Below are 21,921 nucleotides of genomic sequence, written 5' to 3' on the forward strand. Positions count from 1 at the left end.
GGACTGATTTTAGCGTGTTTAAATCTCAAAAAACTGGTAAAAATGATGGCAGGAAGGCCTTTTTATTTTGGACAGCTTCAGCTTTTTTACCCATTTTTCATCTCAAAGATAAGAGACACCAAAAAAGACAAACTCCCAAAAAGAAGTTTGTCTTCGGTCTGAAACGACTAAAAAGGATTTAGCCGTTTTTAATTATCATTGTTTTAATCGTCGCACCGATTGTGGTCGGGGCAGTGCTGGCACTATTTTCCAAATGGCAAGATAGGAAAGATGACGATTAAGTGCCGCTAGCTCAGACGCAGTATTTGCAGCTGTGTAAAAAAGAGGCTGGGCAAAAAGACACAAAGAAAAGTCCGATATGACGGACTTTTAAATGAATAATTCCTATACCCCCTACATGCATTTTGAGACAATGTAAATAGAAAAAATAAGCAAAAATGTTGAAATATAGAGGATATAAAAAAACAATTATGGTTACCTTGAGTATAATTATTTCAAAGTGGGACAAACATGGGACAAGAATAGAATTAAATATATTCATAAATTTTGTCAATAAGTTCATGGAAATCTACTTCTAGAGCAACTGATAAAACTTTCAGAGTGGAGAGTGTAGGCATTGTTTTTCCATTTTCAATATTTTTAAGAGTTTCAATAGATATAGATGATTCTTCTAGAAGCCCCTTAGAAATTCTATCCTCTAAAAAAAATTCTCGTGATCTCTTTTCCAAAGATAATTCTAATCTCTTACTTCTTAAAATATCACCTATTATAGCTAGTTTTCTATCAAATTTTTTCCTTTTAGTCATATGTTAATTTTAACATATTATAAAATAAGGTACCTTGGTTTCTTTTTTTATCTCAAAGAATCAATTATAATGTAAGTAGTTAGGACAAAAGTCTTCAACTAATAATAAAAAAGGAGGTTGTCAAATGACAACTACATTTAAAGCAAAAGCCATTCGTACTATTACCTCCCCTTCTGACCCTAAAATAACTACCTACATGGTTCTAGTTAATTTTAGAGATCTTCCAGCTGGTTTGTCTTTAGAAGTCAATCCTAGAAAACCTAAGATGAATACATCTGTTGCTAGACAATTAATTTCAGCTGTAAAAGCAAATGATAATGTTAATTTTGACATAAACAACCGAGGAATCGTTGTCACAGCTAAATCAGTAAAGTACAATACTAGTTCAGGTGAAGTTACCATTGATTTTGCCGATGACACTTCAAGGTACGGTATACTAGATGGCGGGCATACTTACACTGCTATTATTGAACATAGAGATAGTTTGAGCCCGGAAGTTGACAAGTTTGTGCGCTTAGAAATTGTTGTAGGGGAAGAATTAAATGTAACTGCATTAGCTGATGCAAGAAACACATCTGCTCAAGTTAGTGATATTGCGCTTTTTGAATTAGATGATAAATTTGATTTCTTAAAAAAAGCAGTAGAAAATCAGCCTTATAAAGATAACATTGCTTATAAAGATAACGACAACAAATCAATACCAGTTGTTGAACTATTGAAGTTAATGTTCACCTTTAATATTAAGCGTTACCCCGATGATTCTTCTGCCCCTACACCTGCATATTCAGCTAAAGCTAGCGTTTTTAAAGATTTTCGTAAAGAGCTTGAGACAGATGACAATATTTATGTTAAATTAGCACCTCAATTACCTAAACTTGTAGAATTATATGAAACAATTCAAAAAGAAATGCCGAAGAAGTATAATGCTTTCAAAGCTGAAAACGGCTCCAAAGGATCTTTTGGTAGAGTTAGAGGAGTAACTTCTAGTCAAGATAATCAAATGACATTTTATTCTGATTTCACACATAGTGAAATTCCATATGACATCTCAGCTGGATTTCTATTACCAATATTTGGTGCTTTCAGAGCCTTATTGCGAGAAAATAAAAATGGCGAGTTATATTGGCTATTTGATCCATTAGAAATTTGGGAGGCAAGTGGTGTTCGACTTGTTCAAAATACTTTTGAAACAGATACAAATCCACAGACTGTTGGAAAGATGAAAACACTTTGGCAATCCAATTATCGAATCGTTGATAGTGTCATGAAAGACAAATTAATAGAACAATTGCAAAATAATCAATAATCACCGATCCCACTGGTGATCCATAACAAAAATATTCCTGACTTTAGTAAACTAAAATCAGGAATATTTGTTTTGATTAAAAAAACATTTACGACAGAAAACAAGTCAACCTAGAACGAATACCTTTAGTTTGCATACTAGAGAAAAAATTATCTAGATATTTTCTGTCTATTTATAAACAAAGTACCACTTAAATTTTTTCGTTAATCTAATAAATCTTTATTCTCAATTAAAAGTTCTAACGGAGATTTTTCTCTAGCTGGAACAAACCCCGGCTCATATTGGTTATGTAATGTTCCTGTAGGAGAAGAGGGATCAATATACAGCTCTGAACCATCTTCCATATAAAGTTGTTTCCCTCGTGTTAGATAGAGTAAATCTTCTATTAGGGGCTCATTGGAATGTAAGAAGCGTTCAATATCTTTTACACCTTTTAAAATTTCACCTATTTTATTCGTGTACTCCTCTGACTCAAGAACACTCTTTTCTAATTCAATTTCCTTACTAGTTCCAAAAAGTTGCGTCGGAGTTGCATTAAAATATTCTGCTATCTTATCTAAATTTGCAAAGGTAGGATAGCTTTTTTGTTTTTCATAGTCAGAAATAGATTGCTTACCAATACCTAGATCATCGGCTAACTGTGTTTGACTTATTCCCTTTTCTGTACGTAGTCGAGCTAAATTAGGTCCAAAGTTTTGGATTATAAAAGTCATATAAAACTCCTCGTCATATTTTAAACTTAGTTTATCAGGTATAAACTTATAAATCAAGTTTAATATTGACTATGTATTATAAATTTTATAAAATGTATTTATAACTTATAAATAAGTTATAAATAAAAAGCTATTTTTAGAATAGTACATATGGAACACGTTCAAAAGAGAACTCAAAGTACTATCTATTAGAAAGCTTGAGGCTAGAAATTGTTTGGACAAAGTCTAGGAACGAGCCTGACGCCAAGTCAGGCGAAGTTCCGAAGACTGCCGTCCTGAAAATTTCTAGCGAATCAACAGCTGGCTATTCTAACAGCCAGCAAAAAGGGACACTTAGGACAACGTCCAAAGAGCGGCGAGACTGGCAAACGTTGATTTGACGGTGTTTCTGAGGTCTAAAAACTCTAAAAGAAAGGGGGACAATATTGATGGTTTCTATACAAGATTTGAGAACCATTCAAGAAAAATCTAATTTCAAAGAATTGGTACAAGGGGTAGATGTCAGTATTGATAGATTAACGGTTATCTGGGATACGGAATCTGGATCTCTAAGGCGGATTTTCAAAAATCTGAAACGAGTAATGGCTTCAAAAATTGATTCGTTTGATATCCACGATAATATCCGAGATGACAACTTCTCTTTAGTCAAAGACTTTGATAAAAATGGGTCAATCACCGTTGTGTTCTTTCAGTTAGCAGTTTATGGGAATGAACAACTGATTCGGCTTGACTTCAATCCTAATACCTTAAAGGAATTTAATGGAATGAAAATATGGAGACAATTAATGTACTTCGCTAGATTGAATTCATTGACGGTACGTTTATCTCGTTTTGATTTGGCTTTCGATATCTTCAACAGACCTGAAATTGTTAATTTACAACATATTAAAGGGGGTGTAACACATAAAATATTCTATGGTCGAGGGGGCGAATTAGAGACGAAATACTGGGGTTCTAGCGGTAGTAATGTACAGGTTAGGTTATATGATAAGAATAAAGAAATCATTGCTCACAGGCGCCAAGAAAAGCTAGATTTAGACGATAAACCGTTTTGGTGGAGATTAGAGTTTCAACTCAGAACGAAAGCGATTGGTGAGGTGATGGTCCAAGATATTATGAATCGACTTAATAATTTCGGATTTTACCAGTTAGATCATATTCAAATGAACCAAAGAGCTTTTACAATTATCTTTCTCAACAACCCTGAACTATTAACGTTGGCTTTTCCAAATTTAAAATTAGACAGTATCAAAAAGAAAAAAGCTAGGACCCGTAAACTGTTGAGAAAAGAAACTAACCAATTTGCCGAAGAACTAAAAGAAGTGTTAATACAGAATATTCCTAAATTAAATGCAGAGTTGAAACTGTTGGTAGGTGAGTTTCTGTTTTTAGAAGATCAATAGGAGGATGAGAATGCATAACAATTTGATTAGTAATAAAGAATTAATTGAAATGGGCTATCGCCCTCACACAGCAAATGACATTATTCATCAAGCTAGGGAATTACTTGTATCCCGAGGATATACATTTTATAATCGTAAGCGTCTTATGGTTGTTCCCAAGAGTATTGTAAACGAAATTCTAGGAACAGAGGTAGCATAATATGGCAAATATTCGTTATCGAAAGCGTGGAAATAAAGGGCTTTGGGCTTACGAAATCCGCCATGCAGGAAAAACTATAGCTTATAACAGTGGTTTTAAGACCAAAAAGTTAGCTGAAACTGAGGCTGAGCCAATCCTTCAAGAACTCCGTTGTGGAAAACGAATTTCGAAAGATATTTCTCTTGCAGAACTTTACCAAGAATGGATTGATCTAAAGATATTACCTAGTAATAGATCAGAAGAAACAAAGAAAAAATATCTTCTTTGAAAAAAGACTATTATTAAATTATTTGGAGACAAAAAAATCACACAAATTCGTGCTAGCGAATATCAAAGAATTATGAATAGCTATGGAAAGACAGTTAGTCGAAACTTCTTAGGAAGGTTAAATACAAGTATCCATCAAAGCTTACAAATGGCTATCGCAGACAAAATCTTGGTAGATGATTTCACTCAACATGTTGAGTTGTTTTCATCCCAAAAACAACAATCAGTCGAAGATAAGTATTTACATACAGAAAAAGATTATCTTGACCTTATAAATGCAGTAAAAGAAAAATTTAATTATCAAAAATCAATCGTTCCTTATATTATCTATTTTCTTCTAAAGACGGGTATGAGATTTGGAGAATTAATTGCCCTAACTTGGGACGAAGTAGACTTTGAGAAAGGATTTTTAAAAACATATAGAAGGTTTAATACACTTTCTCATAAGTTTGTTCCACCCAAAAATAAAACATCTATTCGGATAGTCCCAATAGACGAGGAATGTATAAAAGTCTTACAACTTCTACATACACAACAAGAAAAAGCTAATAAAGAACTAGGAATAAGAAATCATTCCAAAATGATTTTTCAGCATTTTGGATATATCCATTCAGTTCCTGATATTGCTAGTGTAAACAAAGCTTTAAACGTAATCTTGAATAAACTGGATATCTATCCGATAATCACGACTAAAGGTGCACGACATACATATGGTAGCTATCTTTGGCATAAAGGATTTGATTTAGGTGTAATTGCGAAGATACTAGGTCATAAAGATATTTCAATGTTAGTAGAAGTATATGGGCATACCCTAGAAGAAAAGATTTATGAGGAATTTAATAACATAAAATATATCTGGAAAGAAAGATCTTAAAAGATGTGGGACAAATGGTGGGACAAACCACATTTAAACAAGCAAAAAAGCCTTGAAACCAAGGCTTTTACTGTTGAAATTAGATGCCCCCTACAGGGCTCGAACCTGTGACCCATGGATTAAGAGTCCACTGCTCTACCAACTGAGCTAAGGAGGCAAAATGCTGTATTGGCACCGATGATTCACGTTTTGTATTGAACCCGCACACTTAAAGCAGGTGGGCAACTCGCTTCTCCTTTAGTTGCTTCCGCGTGGAACGGCCTGCATACTGGAGAATGACTTCTGTTTCCCGATAATACAAAAAAATAGTCGGTCAACACTTGGATGTGAATTCGTATGCCACAGCAATCTTCTTTAATTATGATACCATAATGTTCAAAAATTTCAAGCTAAAAATTTACTTTTTTACGTCTACCTTACTTTAGCAGCTCATCAATTTTATCCTTATTGGCTCCGAGGGCTCGCTCATATTTACCGGTTTGATTGGCTGTGAAATAGTCAGCTCCTTTGATTTTATCGGGGAGATATTGCTGTTTGACCCATTTTTCAGGATAGGCATGCGGGTATTTATAACCTTGAGCATTGCCCAGTTCCTTGCTACCTGCGTAATGTCCGTCACGCAGATGGCGGGGGATGGGGAGGTTTCCATTTTGCCTAAGGTCAGCCAGAGCCGCATCAATAGCTTCATAGGCAGAGTTGGACTTGGGAGACAAAGCCAGATCAATCACGACATTGGCAATTAGAATTCTGGCCTCAGGAAAGCCAATTTGTTTGGCAGCTTCAAGTGCTGTTACGGTATGAATTTGGGCATCGGGATTAGCCAGTCCGATATCCTCGTAAGCAATGACAATCAGCCGTCTGGCTAAGCTGGGCAGATCTCCTGCCTCAATCAGTCTGGCTGCATAGTGCAGGCTGGCATTGACATCTGAACCGCGAATGGATTTTTGCAGGGCAGACAGGACATCATAATGACCGTCTCCATCCTTGTCCATGGTGATATAGCTGCGCTGCAGACTGTTTTCTACAGTATCTAAGGTGATATGGCGCAAGCCGCTGTCATCCGGCTGGGTGGACATGACAGCTAAGTCAAATGAGTTATAAGCCGAACGCAAATCGCCGTTGGTTGCCAGAGAAATAAAATCAAGGGCGTCCTCATCCAGTTTTATCTCAAAATCAAAGCCCCGTTCTTTGTCAGCAAGGGCGAATTTGAGAGCTTGTTTGATATCGTCAGCGGCCAGTGGCTCCAGCTCGAAAATCTGAACTCGGCTTCTGATGGCCGGTGTCACTGAAAAGAAAGGATTCTCAGTTGTTGCGCCAATCATGATGATTTGGCCATTTTCTAAAAGCGGCAACAAAAAGTCCTGTTTCGTTTTGTCCAGACGATGGATTTCATCCAAAAGAAGCACCAAACCGCCTGAGAATTTAGCCTCTTCGGCAATTTCCTGCAGGCGTTTTTTGCTATCTGTCGTCGCGTTAAATGTACGAAAAGCATATTTTGTGGTTCCGGCAATAGCAGCAGCGATAGATGTCTTGCCGATGCCGGGCGGTCCGTAAAGAATCATGGATGACAGGCGATTGGCTGCGACCATGCGTGAAATGATTTTCCCTTCACCGACCAAATGCTGCTGCCCGATGACTTCAGAAATGTCCCGCGGACGCATGCGCAAAGCTAGATTATTAATCATGAATTTCCTTTCTTTGGTTTTTTGCAGCAGTTAGGCTGCAGGGTATTCTTTCAGGTCAAAACTAAAAATAAGATCGTCGACATACTGACCGCGAAGAAAGAATTGCCGCTTTAAACGAGCCTCTAAGCAAAAGCCCAAGCTTTCATAAAAAGCGATAGCAGGGTAATTAGTAGACAGGACATGAATGAGAACGATTTGATAATCATTTTTTACAGTGTCTAGAAAGGCCTGAATCAGTTTTTTGCCAATACCTTTTCTGCGCTGGTTGCTATCAACTGCGATACCAAAGGTAACAACATGGCTGCCGCTTGGAAAGGGGTAGAGCGGGCCGTAATCAAGGACAGCCAGAATGCGCTCCTTTTCTTTAGCCACTAAGAAATGCCTGCCGTTTTCAAAACTTTTAATCAGTTTATCTTTGCTAGCAACAGGCAAGGAAACAGGTGTATTTTGGCTCGACCAAACCGCATTTTCCAGTGCAATAACTTGGTCAAGTTCCATTAATTCCATAGGTTTAATCAGCATGTTGGCACCTCAGCTTTTTAGCACTATTGTAACACATTTTGTTAAAAAGATGTTTTGCAGGACGAAAAGAGTAGGGATGTTTGAGCTTACAAACTGTTTGCTGCTAATGGTTTATCGAATTTGTTGTCGGTGCAAAAGTTTGTTCTTAAAGCTCTTATGAAAATCTTATATGTTATAATGGAAGAAAACGACATTAAATGGAGAAACTGATGGCGAAATACGGCTTTTTATCAGTGCTGGAAGAAGAATTAGACAAACATTTGGATTTTGACTTTGCTATGGATTGGCAAAAGAGAAATCATGCAGTAGAGGTCACCTTTATTTTGGAGGCGCAGAACGCTGACAGCGTGGAAACTATTGACGACAAAGGCGAGGCTTCCAGCGAAGATATTGTTTTTGAGGATTATGTGCTTTTCTACAATCCTCAAAAATCGCAGTTTGATGCGGACGATTACTTGGTGAGCATTCCCTATGAGCCCAAGAAGGGCTTATCGCGCGAATTCTTAGCCTATTTTGCCCAATTTTTAAATGAAACTGCTTCAGAGGGCTTGAGTGATTTGATGGATTTTCTGGCAGATGATGAGGCAGAAGAATTTGCTATTTCGTGGGATGCTGAAGCTTTTGAAAATGGCAGAGCAGAGCTCAAAGAAAGGGAATTTTACTCTTATCCGAGGTATTAGACAAGGAAAAATTAAAAGAAAGGAAGTTTGGTTAGCAGGTCTAACTGAACCCGCCCTAAACACTGTGTCAAAAAGATAAAGCTCTCCTAGATGCAAGCATGGTCGGAGACTTTCCTATTTTGACTTTGTGTTTTACGGGCTTGGTATCTTAAATTATGACCAACTGGAAAGAATTAACGATTCACGTGAATCGTGAGGCAGAAGAGGCAGCCTCTAATATTTTAATCGAATGCGGCAGCCAAGGGGTTGCGATTGATGACAGTGCAGACTACCTTGGCGGCGTTGGCAAATATGGGGAGCTTTTTCCGGAGGTTGAGCAGGTTGAAACGGTCAAAATTACTGCCTATTATCCTGAATCTGCTGATATGTCTGTCATTACCGCGCAGGTCAATGAACGCTTGGCAGAATTGAGCGATTTTGGTCTGGAGACAGGGAAGGTGGAGGTCTCTAGTCAGGAACTAGCCGAGGAAGACTGGGCAGAAAACTGGAAAAAATACTATGAGCCTGCCCGCATTACCCATGATTTGACCATCGTACCGTCTTGGACGGATTATGAGGCAACAGCTGGGGAGAAAATCATCAGGCTAGACCCAGGAATGGCTTTTGGGACAGGGACGCACCCAACAACCAAAATGAGCTTATTTGCTTTGGAACAAGTTCTGCGCGGTGGTGAGACAGTCATTGATGTGGGTACAGGGTCAGGAGTACTTTCGATTGCGAGTTCTTTGCTTGGTGCTAAAGAGATTTACGCTTATGACCTCGATGATGTGGCGGTGCGCGTGGCTCAGGAAAATATTGATCTCAATGCAGGAACGGACAATATCCATGTGGCCACAGGCGATTTGCTCAAAGGCGTGACCCAAGAGGCGGATGTCATTGTGGCAAATATTTTGGCAGATATTCTGATTCATCTGACCGATGATGCTTACCGTTTAGTTAAAGATGAAGGTTACCTCATTATGTCCGGTATTATCGCAGATAAGTTGGATATGGTGTTGGAGAGTGCCTACAGTGCCGGTTTTTTCCTTGAAACTCAGATGATACAGGGCGAATGGAATGCTTTAATTTTCAAGAAAACAGATGATATTTCAGGTGTGATTGGAGGCTAGATGCAGCAGTATTTTGTAAATGGCAAAGCAGAAAAGCTGGTGACCATTACTGATAAAGAAACAATCAAGCACATGTTTCAAGTCATGCGCTTGGCTGAAGGTGATAAGGTAGTTTTGGTCTTCGATGATGGGGTGAAACACTTGGCCAAAGTAGCTGATAGCGTAGCTCATCAATTTGAACTTGTCGAAGAGCTGGCAGACAATGTGGAAATGCCAGTCCAAGTAACCATCGCATCAGGTTTTCCAAAAGGTGACAAGCTTGACTTGGTGACTCAGAAAGCGACAGAACTTGGTGCCAGTGCCATCTGGGCCTTCCCAGCCGATTGGTCAGTTGTCAAATGGGACGGCAAAAAGCTGGCTAAGAAAGAAGAAAAATTAGCTAAAATCGCTCGCGGTGCAGCAGAACAATCCAAACGCAATCGGGTGCCGGAAGTCATTTTATTTGAGAAAAAAGCGGAGTTTCTAGCACAGCTAGAAGCTTTTGACAAGATTTTCATTGCCTATGAAGAAACGGCTAAGGCAGGGGAAATGGCTGATCTGGCGCGTGAATTGGCAACGGTGAAAACTGGTGATAAGATTCTCTTCATCTTCGGACCAGAGGGTGGCATTTCACCTAAAGAAGTTGAGATTTTTGAACAAGCTGGTGGCATCAAAGTGGGTCTTGGTCCCCGCATCATGCGGACAGAAACTGCCCCGCTTTATGCACTTAGTGCAGTGAGCTTTGCCTTGGAGATGTCAAGATAAACAGTAAAAGACAGGTTGTGTGAGACCTGTCTTTTTGATATTTTATTCTGTTTAAATTTCCTTGCCATTAAAATGAAAGCGGATATGGGAGTAGTCACGTTCGATGTCCTTGCCTGCCATAAAGGCTTTGGCATCTTTTTTGATTTGAACGAGGTCGATTCCTTGAGCTTGGGCACCAAAGACACAGCCGCAGTAGCATTGGCGATAGATGTCATATTCGGCGCACATTTCAACAGAACGTTTGTAACCTTGATTTTTCTTGAAATCACTTGGCAAATACTGCGTATCGTAGATTTTTTGAACTTCCAGACCAACGGCATTGATGGTTTGGGAGTTTTTGTGGGGACTGATGGTCAAGGCACTGCCGAAATAGTCAAAGCCTAGGTCAACTGCTTTCTGTGCGGTTTTATCGAGGCGGTAGTCGTAGCAGACCTTGCAACGGTCGCCGCCTTCTGGCTCATCCTCAAGACCGTGTACTTTTCGGAAAAAATCATTAGGTTCATAGGGGGCTGCTAAGAATTGCACATTTTGCCCGGTATTTTCATTGAAGTCGTGGACAAATTTCTGTGTGACATAGCTGCGGCGCTCATATTCCGCTTTGGGATGAATATTAGAATTGGCAAAATAGATGGTCACATCACAAAACTGGGTGATGTACTCTAAGGTGTAGGTGCTGCAAGGTGCGCAGCAAACATGCATGAGAACACTGGGACGTGTATTTTCTGCCTGCCACTTTTTGACCATTTGCTGCATGACCTTATCGTAGTTGATCTTTTGATTGGGATTCATGCGTGAGAGAATCTCTTCAACGTTAATCATGAGAAAGCCTTTCTGTTGTTACTATTTCTAGTCTATCATAGAAAGGCTGAAATGGCACGCTGAATTTTGAGTGGTGAGCGGACAGTTTCTGAGAAAACTAGGTATTTTCTATGTTTTTAAGTTGACAGTCTTCTAGAAAATGTCTATGCTAAAATTAATGGAAATGTCACCTTGGTTGAATAGCTAGCTCTTTTATGGTGGTGAAGTTTGTCTGATGACAGAGATGTTAGGGTAAGCTTGTAAGGGAACTGTTCTCTGATGAGATAAATCAGTTTGTTGAGCTAATTCAGTCGAAGAAAACGGTGCGTAGAATGGAAAAGATGTGAGAGATATGGTAACGATTAAGGATGTTGCGAAATTAGCTGGAGTGTCAACGTCGACTGCTTCACGTGCTATGCACGATAGTAGTATGATTAGCGAGGCAACCAAGGAGCGGGTACGTCAGGCAATGAAAGAGCTGAACTATTCCCCTAATTACTCAGCTCAAAATTTGGTGAAGAGGCGCTCCAATACAATTGGTATTGTCTTGCCTGTGCGGGAAAGTCAGGAATCGCTGGGCAATAATCCGCTGTTTATGCAGATTATCCAGGGAATATCGGGAGTCTGCACAGATAATCATTATATGGTTAGTTTGGCAACAGGCCGTACCGAGGACGAACTGATTGCTAATATAGAAACCCTGATTCGCAGTGGCAACCTCTCTAAATTTATTTTTCTTTATTCAAAAGTCAATGACAGGGTTTTTCAATTTGTACAGCAGGCTGGGGTGTCCTGTGTGGTTGTAGGCGAATCTTATAATGCAACTCAAGAGGGGATCCAATTTGTGGACAATGACAATACTCTAGCAGGTCAAGATGCGGCTCAGTTTCTTGCCGATAAGGGTCTGCAAGGGATTGCCTATGCTTATACAAACATGGATGAATTGGTGCAGGCCAGCCGCTATATGGGCTATGCTAATGTTATGAAGGAAGAGGGGCAGATGACCAAAAGACTGCAGCTGTCTAGGGTTGACGATGCTGCCAATATGGTTGCTTTGACTGCTTTTTTAGAGGAGAATCCTCGCCTAGAGGCCTTTGTCGCCTGTGATGATATTATGGCTATCCGATTGCAGCGTCTTTTTAAAAAACTAGGGCGTGCTAACGATGAGTTTGCTATTATTAGTTTTAACAACTCTATTATTAGTGAGGTGGCTGCTCCAGCCTTGACCTCTATTGAAATTTTTCCTTATCAGCTGGGAAGTAAGGCTGCTGAGCTGATTTTGGGAAAAGCAGGAAAAGAAAATTCTCTGACAATCCCCCATCGGATTATTGAAAGAGCCTCAACACAGCTTCCTTCAAAAAAATAGTTTTGTCCTAAAAATCTTAGCCTGTGATGATTTGTAATCAACAGAAAGCTAGAGCACATTTGGCTTAGTCGAGCATTTGACAGAGCCGGATGGCTCATTTTTTTATTTAATTTTGAAAAAGGACTTTACAAAAAAATATTTAGTGTTATAATAGATAATGTCATTTGCAAACGTTTGCATAAAAGTGTAATGTTTGTTTAGGAGGTAAAAATGAAAAATTATAAACAGCTCTTTAGCTTTGAATTTTGGCAAAAGTTTGGGAAATGTTTAATGGTGGTTATCGCTGTTATGCCTGCTGCAGGCTTAATGGTTTCAATTGGTAACTCCTTGGCTTTGATTGATCCCAAATCAACAATTCTGGTGACAGTTGCTAATATTGTTGCACAAATTGGTTGGGGGGTTATCAATAATCTTCATATTTTATTTGCTATTGCTATCGGGGGAAGTTGGGCAAAAGAACGTGCTGGCGGTGCCTTCGCAGCAGCCATTGCCTTTATTTTAATCAACCTTATCACAGGGAATTTCTACGGGGTTTCCTTGGATATGATTGCTGATAAGGCCAGCTATGTTCACAATATCTTTGGCGGGAAAATGCACGTGTCTGACTACTTTATCAATGTCCTCGGCCAGCCTGCCTTGAACATGGGTGTTTTTGTCGGGATTATTTCTGGTTTTGTCGGCGCGACTGCCTATAATAAATACTACAATTTCCGCAAACTGCCTGACGTTTTGTCCTTCTTTAACGGAAAACGTTTTGTGCCATTTGTTGTTATTGTTCGCTCTACAATTGTAGCGCTTATTTTATCGGTTTTTTGGCCGGTTATTCAATCTGGTATTAATGGGTTTGGTATGTGGATTGCTTCTTCTCAAGATACAGCACCATTCTTGGCGCCATTCCTCTATGGTACTTTGGAACGTTTACTTTTACCATTTGGTTTGCACCATATGCTGACCATTCCAATGAACTATACACAGCTGGGTGGTACATATGTTGTCTTGACAGGGGCGCAAGTAGGAAAACATGTGCTTGGACAAGATCCACTTTGGCTGGCTTGGGTACAAGACCTTATCCATCTTAAAGGTGCAGGTCATATGTCTCAATACCATCACCTATTAACAAGTGTAACACCTGCTCGTTTCAAAGTCGGTCAGATGATTGGTGCTTCAGGTATTCTTATGGGACTTACTCTTGCTATGTACCGCAATGTTGACCCAGATAAAAAAGAAAAATACAAAGGGATGTTCCTTTCAGCTGCTGTTGCCGTATTCTTGACAGGGGTAACAGAACCGCTTGAATACATGTTCATGTTTGCTGCTATGCCACTTTATCTTGTTTATGCTCTGGTTCAAGGTTTGGCCTTCGCATCAGCTGATTTAGTTCACCTTCGTATGCATTCCTTTGGTAATATTGAGTTTTTGACCAGGACACCAATGGCTATTAAAGCTGGTTTAGCAATGGATATCGTTAACTTTATTATCGTATCTATTGTCTTTGGGGTTGCCATGTACTTTATTGCTAACTTTATGATTAAGAAGTTTAATTTGGCGACTTCAGGACGCAATGGTAATTATGACACAAGTGACGATGTGTCTGAAGATGAGGCTTCAGCTGGCAGTACAGGGACAGCGGATGCTAATTCGCAGGTTGTCAAAATTATCAATCTCTTAGGTGGTAAGGCAAATATCTCTGATGTTGATGCCTGCATGACCCGTCTGCGTGTTACAGTAGCAGATATTGCTAAAGTAGGCGATGAAGCTGCTTGGAAAAAGGCAGGAGCTATGGGACTGATTGTCAAGGGCAATGGTGTTCAGGCTGTTTACGGTCCTAAGGCTGATGTTTTGAAATCTGATATTCAGGACTTGCTGGATTCAGGAGTAGAAATTCCTAAAACTGATCTTGCTGCTTTGGAAGAAGAAGAGACAGAAGAGGCAGTCTTTAAAGGTGTCACAGAAGAGGTGGCGACTGTTTCTGACGGGGAAGTCATACCAATTACGGAAGTTCACGACCCAGTCTTTTCACAAAAGATGATGGGAGATGGTTTTGCAGTTGAACCTGAAAACGGCAATATCTATGCACCAGTATCTGGCTTGGTAACTAGTGTCTTTCCAACCAAGCACGCATTAGGACTGCTGACTGACCAAGGACTCGAAGTTCTCATTCACGTGGGCTTAGATACGGTGGCCCTCAGCGGAGCACCTTTCTCAGCTAAAGTAAAAGACGGTCAGCGCGTAGAAAGAGGAGATCTGCTCTTAGTTGCTGATTTAGAGGCGATTAAATCTGCTGACCGCGAAACAACAGTTATCGTTGCCTTCACCAATACGGCAGAAGTCAAAACGGTTAATCTTGAGAAAACAGGACACCAAGCGGCTAAAACAGTGGTTGCTAAAGTAGAACTTTAAAGAATCGAAGGAGGAAAAGAGGTCAATTTGTCCAAAAGGGCCTCTTGCCTCTTTTTCTATTGACAGCCATAAAATGGATTAGCTACATTGGCTGTGATTGCAACTGTTTGCTTCATCTTTTGTATTAAAGGAGGATCAAAATGAAAATACTGACCATCAATACCCATAGCTGGATGGAAGAGAAGGCTCAGGAAAAACTAGAGCTTTTAGCGCAGGCCATCCTAAAAGAGCGCTTCGATATTATCTGTCTGCAGGAAGTCAATCAGCTTCTGACTTCAAGTCCAGCTAAAGATCTTCCTAATTACTGTCAGACTATAGGAACACCTACTATTCATGAGGATAATTATGCTTTACAGCTGATTAAACTATTACTGGCACAAGGAGAGACCTATTATTGGTCTTGGGTTTATAATCATATTGGTTATGGGCGTTTTCAGGAAGGAGTTGCTGTTTTGTCCAAAGCGCCGCTTGACAGCCAAGCTGTTTTGGTATCCCAGACAGATGATGAAAGGGATTACCATACCAGACGGGTGCTTTTGGCAAGGACTGCCTTTGAAGGGAAAACAGTGGCTGTTGCCAGTGTTCACTTGTCTTGGTGGAATAAGGGATTTGAAGAAGAATGGGAAAAGCTGGAAAAATCTTTATCAGCCCTAGACTGTCCTCTGCTGCTCATGGGTGATTTCAACAATCCGACAGATGAAGCCGGTTATAGTCTGATTGTAAACAGCCGACTTCAGCTTAAGGATAGTCATAAAGCAGCTAAGGATATTTATGGTTCGGCAACTATCCAAAAAGAGATTGATGGCTGGCAGAACAATCAAGAGGCTCTTAAGGTTGACCATATTTTTCTGAGTCCCGAATGGCGAATTGAAAAATCAGCAGTCGTTTTTGATGGGGAGCAGTCCCCTTCGATCAGTGATCATTGCGGCCTGGCCTGTGAGGCCTATCTAGACGAGGCTGTTGAGGAGCAGTGATTCCTCTATGGCATGCAAAACAAATTGCAATTGTTGTATATAAATAAGAAGGAAGATTGATCTTGAAAGCGACAATCTTCTTTTTCTTTTGGTCTTAAAGTGTTAGAATAAGAATAAGATATTTTTAGAGAGGAAAAACATGGCAAAAGATGCAAATTTAACAGGTCAGGAAGTTATTGATATATGCTCTGCTTATATGAATGAGGCAGATGTTGTCCTTGTTCAAAAAGCTTTAGACTACGCAGTAGAATGCCATAACGGCCAATTTCGTAAGTCGGGAGAGCCCTACATTATTCATCCTATTCAGGTTGCAGGGATTTTAGCGGATTTACATCTGGACGCTATCACGGTTTCCTGCGGTTTTTTGCATGATGTCATTGAAGATACTGAAGCAACCCTAGATAATTTAGAAAACAAGTTTGGCAGCGATGTTAAAAACATTGTTGATGGGGTGACAAAGCTTGGTAAAGTCGAATACAAATCACACGAAGAACAGCTGGCTGAGAATCACCGCAAAATGCTGATGGCCATGTCCAAGGATATTCGGGTTATTCTGGTCAAGCTGGCCGATCGTCTGCACAATATGCGGACTTTAAGACACCTGCGCAAAGACAAACAAGAGCGCATTTCCAGAGAAACGATGGAGATTTACGCACCCTTGGCACACCGCTTGGGGATTAGCCGCATTAAATGGGAATTGGAAGATTTGGCCTTTCGCTATCTAAATGAGGTTGAATTTTACAAGATTTCCCACTTGATGAATGAAAAGCGCCGCGAACGTGAAGCGCTGGTCAGTGATATTGTCGATAAAATTAAAGCATATACGGAAGAACAGGGGCTGCATGGTGATATTTACGGCCGTCCTAAGCATATCTATTCTATCTATCGCAAGATGCGCGATAAGAAAAAACGTTTTGACCAGATCTATGATTTGATTGCCATTCGCTGTATTTTAGACACGCAAAGCGATGTCTATGCCATGCTGGGCTATATTCACGAACTTTGGCGTCCTATGCCTGGCCGCTTTAAAGACTATATTGCCAATCCTAAGGCTAATGGCTACCAGTCCATTCACACGACTGTCTATGGTCCCAAGGGACCAATCGAGGTGCAAATTCGGACACATGAAATGCACGCTGTTGCTGAATATGGGGTCGCTGCTCACTGGGCTTATAAGAAGGGGATAAAAGGCAAGGTCAGCAATCAAGAATCAACTCTGGGCATGAACTGGATTAAAGAACTGGTTGAACTGCAGGCGGCTTCTAATGGTAATGCAGTAGACTTTGTGGACTCTGTCAAAGAAGATATTTTTGCTGAACGCATTTACGTCTTTACACCGAATGGTGCCGTTCAAGAGCTGCCTAAGGATTCTGGACCTATTGATTTTGCTTATGCCATTCACACTCAGGTTGGAGAAAAGGCGACCGGAGCCAAGGTTAATGGCCGAATGGTTCCTTTAACAGCTAAGCTGAGAACTGGTGATGTGGTTGAAATTATCACTAATTCAAATTCTTTTGGCCCCAGCCGTGACTGGATTAATATTGTCAAGACCAATAAGGCTCGCAATAAAATCCGTCAGTTCTTTAAAAATCAGGATAAGGAATTATCTATTACCAAGGGTCGTGACCTGCTGATTGATTATTTTCAAGAGCACGGCTATGTTGCCAATAAATATTTGGATAAAAAGCATATTGAAGCTGTTTTAAGCCGTCTTAACTACCGCAATGAAGAGGCTCTTTACGCTGCTGTCGGTTTTGGGGAAATTTCACCGGCCAATGTTTTTAATAAACTGACTGAGAAAGAACGCCGTGAAGAAGAGCGTGCCAAAGCCAAAGCAGAGGCTGAGGAGCTGATGAAGGGCGGCGAAGTCAAGCACGATAATAAGAAAGACGTCATCAAAGTTAAAAGTGAAGGCGGAGTCATTATTCAAGGATCCTCAGACCTCCTTATGCGGATTGCTAAGTGCTGCAATCCTGTACCGGGAGATCCAATTGAAGGCTATGTCACTAAGGGCCGCGGTGTTGCTATTCACCGCGCGGATTGCAACAATATCAAGAGTCAAGAGGGCTATGAAGAGCGTTTGATTGATGTTGAGTGGGATGATGAACATTCGATGAAAGAATACATGGCTGAGATTGACATTTACGGGCTCAACCGCTCAGGGCTTCTTAATGATGTTCTGCAGATTCTCTCCAATCAGACCAAGAATATCTCAACGGTCAATGCCCAGCCGACTAAGGATATGAAATTTGCAAATATCCACGTAACTTTTGGCATTCCTAACCTAACGCTTTTAACGGCTGTCGTTGATAAAATCAAAATTATACCGGATGTCTACTCTGTCAAGAGAACCAACGGATGATACTATTTTTACACCTCTTTCATAGGGCTGCGGCTCATCGAGCAGCTGCGAAAAGTCCTCAGGCTATGCTGGCCCTATTTGAAAGAGGTGATTTTCAAAACTGTTTGTAAAGGAGTCCTGCCGTGAGAATCGTTCTACAGCGTGTTTTAAAAGCTAGTGTGGCTATCGAAAACCAAACAAAAGCAGCCATTGGGCCGGGGCTGCTGTTATTGGTTGGAGTCGGACCGGATGACACCCAAGAAGATTTGGACTATGCCGTCCGGAAAATTATTAACATGCGAATTTTTTCTGATGCAGAAGGCAAGATGAATCTATCCATTCAGGATATTAAAGGTTCTATTCTTTCTGTTTCGCAGTTTACGCTTTTTGCTGATACTAAAAAGGGCAACCGGCCTGCCTTTACCAAAGCTGCTTCGCCGGATATGGCTGCTGATTTTTATCAGCGTTTTAATGCTAAGCTGGCTCAGTTTGTTCCGGTGGAAACTGGTGTGTTCGGAGCTGACATGCAGGTGTCTTTGGTGAATGACGGACCGGTGACCATTATTTTAGATAGCAAAAAGACTTAGATATAAATATCCATTCCAGCGTTTCTGGTAAGAATTTGTCTTCTTTATCTGTTGACTGAAGTTCGCCAGTTTATCCGTCAGGTTTATCAGACTTTATACCAAGGCAAAGGAGAGTGGAACAGGCAGCAATCATAGCTGCCTGTTCCACTCTCCTTTTTTACGTTGGTTTTGACTTAGTTATCTGTAGGATGAAGGGACAAGTCACTGTCTGCTGTTCTTTTGCGTCTGGCAAAGTCAATAAATTTGAATTTTTCAAGCTTGTGGCGGCTTTCGGTAAATTGAAACTGCTGATTATTGGCCAGATAGACTCTGGATTTGACCGAGACGACATGGTGTTCGGAATCAATATCCAAAAGCAATTTATCCTGTTCATTAATTTGATCAATCGTAATTTCTTTCTGAGCAAAGGCAATGTCCAATTTAAGCTGATGTTCCAAGTAGTCATAGATAGACTGTTCTGCCAGCTCCCGTGTCATTTCAGGAACAAGTGTCTTGCTCAGATAATCAATATCTAAGACTGAGGCTATACCATCTACAACACGCTGTCTGATGACACGCCAGAGTAGGCCGCCCGGGGTAAAACCTGTCAGCTTAGAAAGCTTCTCATCAATAATCAGCTTATCAATTGCAATAACATTAGTCTTAGAATTCATATGGTGCTGCTGAACTAATTCTTGATAGCTGGTTAGCTGAGATACGGGAAAGTCAATCTGTTCGTGTTTAATGACTTGAGAGCCGCGTCCCTGATGCGTTTTAATAAGACCGCATTTGACCAAAAGCTGCAGAGCCTTTCTGACAGTATCGCGGCTGCTGGCATAATCCTGACAGAGCTGCATTTCGGTAGGAAGGTAATCTCCTATCTGATAGTTGCCTTCAGCAATATCTTTTTGAAGCTGTTCAAAAATCATTTCATATTTCTTCATCTGCTGCTTTTCTCCTAACTTGTCTAAAAAAAGACATACAACTTACCTTATTTTAACAAAAAATTGGACTTTTTACTATGAACAACTTGCCAACAAATTTGTCACCGTTTACAATTAAATTGTAACTATTCAATTTCATGATGATAAGGAGGTCTAGGGCGACCTAGAAGAAAAGCTATGGGAAAATTTGAAAAAGACGCCAAGGTACTTTTAGATGCTGTTGGCGGCAAAGAAAATGTCTCTGCTGTGACGCATTGTGCAACGCGCATGCGCTTCGTTTTAAACGATAACAGCAAGGCGGATGTCAAGGCGATTGAAGCCATACCTGCTGTTAAGGGAACCTTTACCAATGCAGGACAGTTTCAAATCATTATTGGAAATGATGTTCCTCTTTTTTATAATGATTTTACAGCTGTTTCAGGCATTGAAGGTGTTTCTAAAGAAGCAGCAAAATCAGCAGCTAAAAGCCATCAAAATCCAATTCAGCGCGTGATGACACTCTTAGCAGAGATATTTACACCTATCATTCCAGCTATTATTGTCGGCGGGTTAATTCTAGGCTTCCGCAATATTTTGGAAGGTGTCGAATTTGCGAACTTGGGCGGTAAAACTATCGTAGAAACATCGCAGTTTTGGAGCGGAGTCAATTCCTTTCTTTGGCTGCCCGGTGAAGCGATCTTTCACTTCCTGCCTGTAGGAATTGTCTGGTCTGTTTCTCGTAAAATGGGAACCAGTCAAATTTTGGGTATCGTTCTTGGTATCTGTTTAGTGTCACCACAGCTCCTCAATGCCTACAATGTGGCCAGCACATCATCAGCTGAAATTGCTAAAAACTGGGTGTGGGATTTTGGCTTCTTTACGGTAAAACGAATTGGCTATCAAGCACAGGTTATCCCAGCTCTCTTGTCAGGACTTTCTTTGGCTTATCTTGAGCGTTTCTGGCGTAAAGTCATTCCAGAAGTTGTATCCATGATTTTTGTGCCATTCTTGTCTTTGGTACCGGCTTTGATTTTGGCTCATACCGTTCTTGGGCCAATCGGATGGACTATTGGTAAGGGCATTTCATTTGTTGTGCTTGCTGGTTTGACAGGTCCTGTCAAATGGCTCTTTGGTGCTATCTTCGGCGCTCTTTATGCACCGCTTGTTATTACTGGTCTGCACCACATGACCAATGCCATTGATACACAGCTTATTGCTGATACGGCCAGCCATACAACTGGTCTTTGGCCAATGATTGCTTTGTCAAATATTGCTCAAGGTTCTGCCGTATTTGCTTATTATTGGATGAACCGTCATGATGAACGTGAAGCACAGATTGCGCTTCCAGCAACAATCTCAGCCTATCTAGGTGTTACAGAACCAGCCCTCTTTGGGGTTAACTTGAAATACATTTATCCTTTTGTAGCAGGAATGATTGGTTCAAGTGTTGCAGGCTTTTTATCAACGACTCTTAATGTTCAAGCTAATTCTATTGGTGTTGGCGGCCTGCCAGGCTTTATGGCAATCAATGTTAAATACATGATGCCGTTCTTTCTCTGTATGGCAGCAGCTATCGTGATTCCGTTTGCTGTTACTATTTTCTTTAGAAAAGCAGGCTATTTCACAAAAACTGAAGATGAAACAGTAAAGGCACCGCAAGTGGATGCCATTGCCAAAGCACAAGAGAACACAGTTGCTGAAAAGGGAACTCTCGTAGAAGTAAAAAGTCCTTTGACTGGTCAGGTAAAACCCCTGTCTGAAGCAACAGATCCTGTCTTTGCTCAGGGAGTCATGGGGCAAGGTGTCTTGATTGAACCAAGCGAAGGGGTCCTTGTAGCACCAGTTGACGGTGTTGTATCTGTGCTCTTTCCAACCAACCATGCTGTCGGTATGATTACCGATCAAGGTTTGGAATTGCTGCTGCATATTGGTATGGATACGGTTAACCTTGAAGGTAATGGATTTGAAGCACATGTCAAGCAAGGAGACCGGGTTCAGGCAGGTGATAAGCTGATTACCTTTGATATGAAAGCGATAAAAGAAGCCGGCTATATCACTGAAACACCAGTTATTATTACTAACCAAAATGATTATCAGCTGGACGCTGTTGGTGATCTACCGCATGAAACACAGGCAGGCGATAATTTGTTGACCGCAAGTAAAATTTAGTAAAAGTTGATATAATAAACAGCAGAGTAGGATGCTAGATCTGAAGACTTGGTTTTATCCTACTCTCTTATTATTA

General features: G+C 40.5%; 19 protein-coding genes, 1 tRNA gene, 1 other RNA gene and 1 pseudogene. 14 read left to right on the top strand and 8 right to left on the bottom strand.

Features of this window, described 5'->3' with window-relative positions; genetic code table 11:
• Positions 1-191: 191 nt before the first annotated feature.
• Positions 192-281: a type I toxin-antitoxin system Fst family toxin gene (locus SCSH_RS11155; RefSeq protein WP_152972555.1), complete on the top strand. Its 90-nt coding sequence runs from the start codon at positions 192-194 to the stop codon at positions 279-281.
• A gap of 246 nt (positions 282-527) precedes the next feature.
• On the opposite strand, the gene SCSH_RS09625 is transcribed toward SCSH_RS11155, so the two are convergent.
• A complete protein-coding gene (locus tag SCSH_RS09625) occupies positions 528-806 on the bottom strand; it encodes a helix-turn-helix domain-containing protein (protein WP_082581976.1) in 279 nt (92 codons plus the stop codon).
• A gap of 124 nt (positions 807-930) precedes the next feature.
• Between SCSH_RS09625 and SCSH_RS09630 the strand changes: the two genes are divergently transcribed.
• Positions 931-2,112: an AIPR family protein gene (locus SCSH_RS09630; protein ID WP_057491693.1), complete on the top strand. Its 1,182-nt coding sequence runs from the start codon at positions 931-933 to the stop codon at positions 2,110-2,112.
• 203 nt (positions 2,113-2,315) lie between these two features.
• Here the strand turns inward: SCSH_RS09630 and SCSH_RS09635 are convergent, their stop codons facing one another.
• Positions 2,316-2,825 (bottom strand): helix-turn-helix domain-containing protein, encoded by a 510-nt coding sequence (locus SCSH_RS09635; protein WP_057491694.1) that lies wholly within the window; start codon positions 2,823-2,825, stop codon positions 2,316-2,318.
• A 425-nt stretch (positions 2,826-3,250) separates the two neighbouring features.
• Between SCSH_RS09635 and SCSH_RS09640 the strand changes: the two genes are divergently transcribed.
• The 3 genes and pseudogenes from SCSH_RS09640 (at position 3,251) to SCSH_RS09650 (ending at position 5,568) form a co-directional block, all read left to right on the top strand.
• Positions 3,251-4,228 (top strand): replication initiation protein, encoded by a 978-nt coding sequence (locus SCSH_RS09640; protein ID WP_057491695.1) that lies wholly within the window; start codon positions 3,251-3,253, stop codon positions 4,226-4,228.
• A 10-nt stretch (positions 4,229-4,238) separates the two neighbouring features.
• Positions 4,239-4,427 carry a DUF3173 domain-containing protein gene (locus SCSH_RS09645; protein WP_057491696.1) on the top strand — a complete coding sequence of 63 codons (189 nt, stop codon included), beginning with the start codon at positions 4,239-4,241 and terminating at the stop codon, positions 4,425-4,427.
• Position 4,428: 1 nt separating this feature from the next.
• Positions 4,429-5,568: pseudogene (locus SCSH_RS09650) on the top strand (tyrosine-type recombinase/integrase).
• Positions 5,569-5,652: 84 nt separating this feature from the next.
• Here the strand turns inward: SCSH_RS09650 and SCSH_RS09655 are convergent.
• The 4 genes from SCSH_RS09655 to SCSH_RS09665 form a co-directional block, all read right to left on the bottom strand.
• A tRNA-Lys gene (locus tag SCSH_RS09655) sits at positions 5,653-5,725 on the bottom strand.
• Positions 5,725-5,919: non-coding RNA, 6S RNA (ssrS, locus tag SCSH_RS10980), on the bottom strand. The genes SCSH_RS09655 and ssrS overlap by 1 nt, the downstream gene beginning before the upstream one ends.
• 65 nt (positions 5,920-5,984) lie before the next feature.
• The gene (locus tag SCSH_RS09660) at positions 5,985-7,253 is read right to left on the bottom strand and encodes a replication-associated recombination protein A (protein WP_057491697.1); all 1,269 of its coding nucleotides are present in this window, start codon (positions 7,251-7,253) and stop codon (positions 5,985-5,987) included.
• Positions 7,254-7,283: 30 nt separating this feature from the next.
• Positions 7,284-7,775 (bottom strand): GNAT family N-acetyltransferase, encoded by a 492-nt coding sequence (locus SCSH_RS09665; protein ID WP_057491698.1) that lies wholly within the window; start codon positions 7,773-7,775, stop codon positions 7,284-7,286.
• 209 nt (positions 7,776-7,984) lie between these two features.
• On the opposite strand from SCSH_RS09665, the gene SCSH_RS09670 reads away from it, so the two are divergent.
• The 3 genes from SCSH_RS09670 to SCSH_RS09680 all read left to right on the top strand — a co-directional run bounded on the left by SCSH_RS09670 (position 7,985) and on the right by SCSH_RS09680 (position 10,308).
• On the top strand, positions 7,985-8,455 hold the full coding sequence (locus SCSH_RS09670; protein WP_057491699.1) for a DUF3013 family protein: 471 nt from the start codon (positions 7,985-7,987) through the stop codon (positions 8,453-8,455).
• Between the two features lie 155 nt (positions 8,456-8,610).
• Entirely contained in the window at positions 8,611-9,564 is a 954-nt protein-coding gene (gene prmA, locus SCSH_RS09675; protein ID WP_057491700.1) for a 50S ribosomal protein L11 methyltransferase, read from the top strand.
• Positions 9,565-10,308, top strand: a complete 744-nt coding sequence (locus SCSH_RS09680; protein WP_057491701.1) for a 16S rRNA (uracil(1498)-N(3))-methyltransferase — start codon at positions 9,565-9,567, stop codon at positions 10,306-10,308.
• Positions 10,309-10,359: 51 nt separating this feature from the next.
• Here the strand turns inward: SCSH_RS09680 and SCSH_RS09685 are convergent, their stop codons facing one another.
• Positions 10,360-11,127: an epoxyqueuosine reductase QueH gene (locus tag SCSH_RS09685; protein ID WP_057491702.1), complete on the bottom strand. Its 768-nt coding sequence runs from the start codon at positions 11,125-11,127 to the stop codon at positions 10,360-10,362.
• A gap of 331 nt (positions 11,128-11,458) precedes the next feature.
• Here SCSH_RS09685 and SCSH_RS09690 point away from each other — a divergent pair, with 331 nt between their 5' ends.
• The 5 genes from SCSH_RS09690 (at position 11,459) to dtd (ending at position 18,774) form a co-directional block, all read left to right on the top strand.
• On the top strand, positions 11,459-12,472 hold the full coding sequence (locus tag SCSH_RS09690) for a LacI family DNA-binding transcriptional regulator (RefSeq protein ID WP_057491703.1): 1,014 nt from the start codon (positions 11,459-11,461) through the stop codon (positions 12,470-12,472).
• 210 nt (positions 12,473-12,682) lie between these two features.
• Positions 12,683-14,872 (top strand): PTS transporter subunit IIBC, encoded by a 2,190-nt coding sequence (locus SCSH_RS09695; protein ID WP_057491704.1) that lies wholly within the window; start codon positions 12,683-12,685, stop codon positions 14,870-14,872.
• 140 nt (positions 14,873-15,012) lie between these two features.
• Positions 15,013-15,846 (top strand): endonuclease/exonuclease/phosphatase family protein, encoded by an 834-nt coding sequence (locus SCSH_RS09700; RefSeq protein ID WP_057491705.1) that lies wholly within the window; start codon positions 15,013-15,015, stop codon positions 15,844-15,846.
• A gap of 139 nt (positions 15,847-15,985) precedes the next feature.
• Positions 15,986-18,208, top strand: a complete 2,223-nt coding sequence (locus SCSH_RS09705) for a RelA/SpoT family protein (RefSeq protein WP_057491706.1) — start codon at positions 15,986-15,988, stop codon at positions 18,206-18,208.
• Positions 18,209-18,330: 122 nt separating this feature from the next.
• Positions 18,331-18,774: a D-aminoacyl-tRNA deacylase gene (dtd, locus tag SCSH_RS09710; RefSeq protein ID WP_057491707.1), complete on the top strand. Its 444-nt coding sequence runs from the start codon at positions 18,331-18,333 to the stop codon at positions 18,772-18,774.
• A 173-nt stretch (positions 18,775-18,947) separates the two neighbouring features.
• On the opposite strand, the gene treR is transcribed toward dtd, so the two are convergent.
• A complete protein-coding gene (gene treR, locus SCSH_RS09715) occupies positions 18,948-19,697 on the bottom strand; it encodes a trehalose operon repressor (RefSeq protein ID WP_057491708.1) in 750 nt (249 codons plus the stop codon).
• A gap of 177 nt (positions 19,698-19,874) precedes the next feature.
• Between treR and treP the strand changes: the two genes are divergently transcribed.
• The gene (gene treP / locus SCSH_RS09720) at positions 19,875-21,845 is read left to right on the top strand and encodes a PTS system trehalose-specific EIIBC component (RefSeq protein WP_057491709.1); all 1,971 of its coding nucleotides are present in this window, start codon (positions 19,875-19,877) and stop codon (positions 21,843-21,845) included.
• The last annotated feature ends 76 nt before the right edge of the window (positions 21,846-21,921 follow it).

This window comes from Streptococcus orisasini, assembly GCF_001431045.1.
Taxonomy (GTDB): domain Bacteria; phylum Bacillota; class Bacilli; order Lactobacillales; family Streptococcaceae; genus Streptococcus; species Streptococcus orisasini.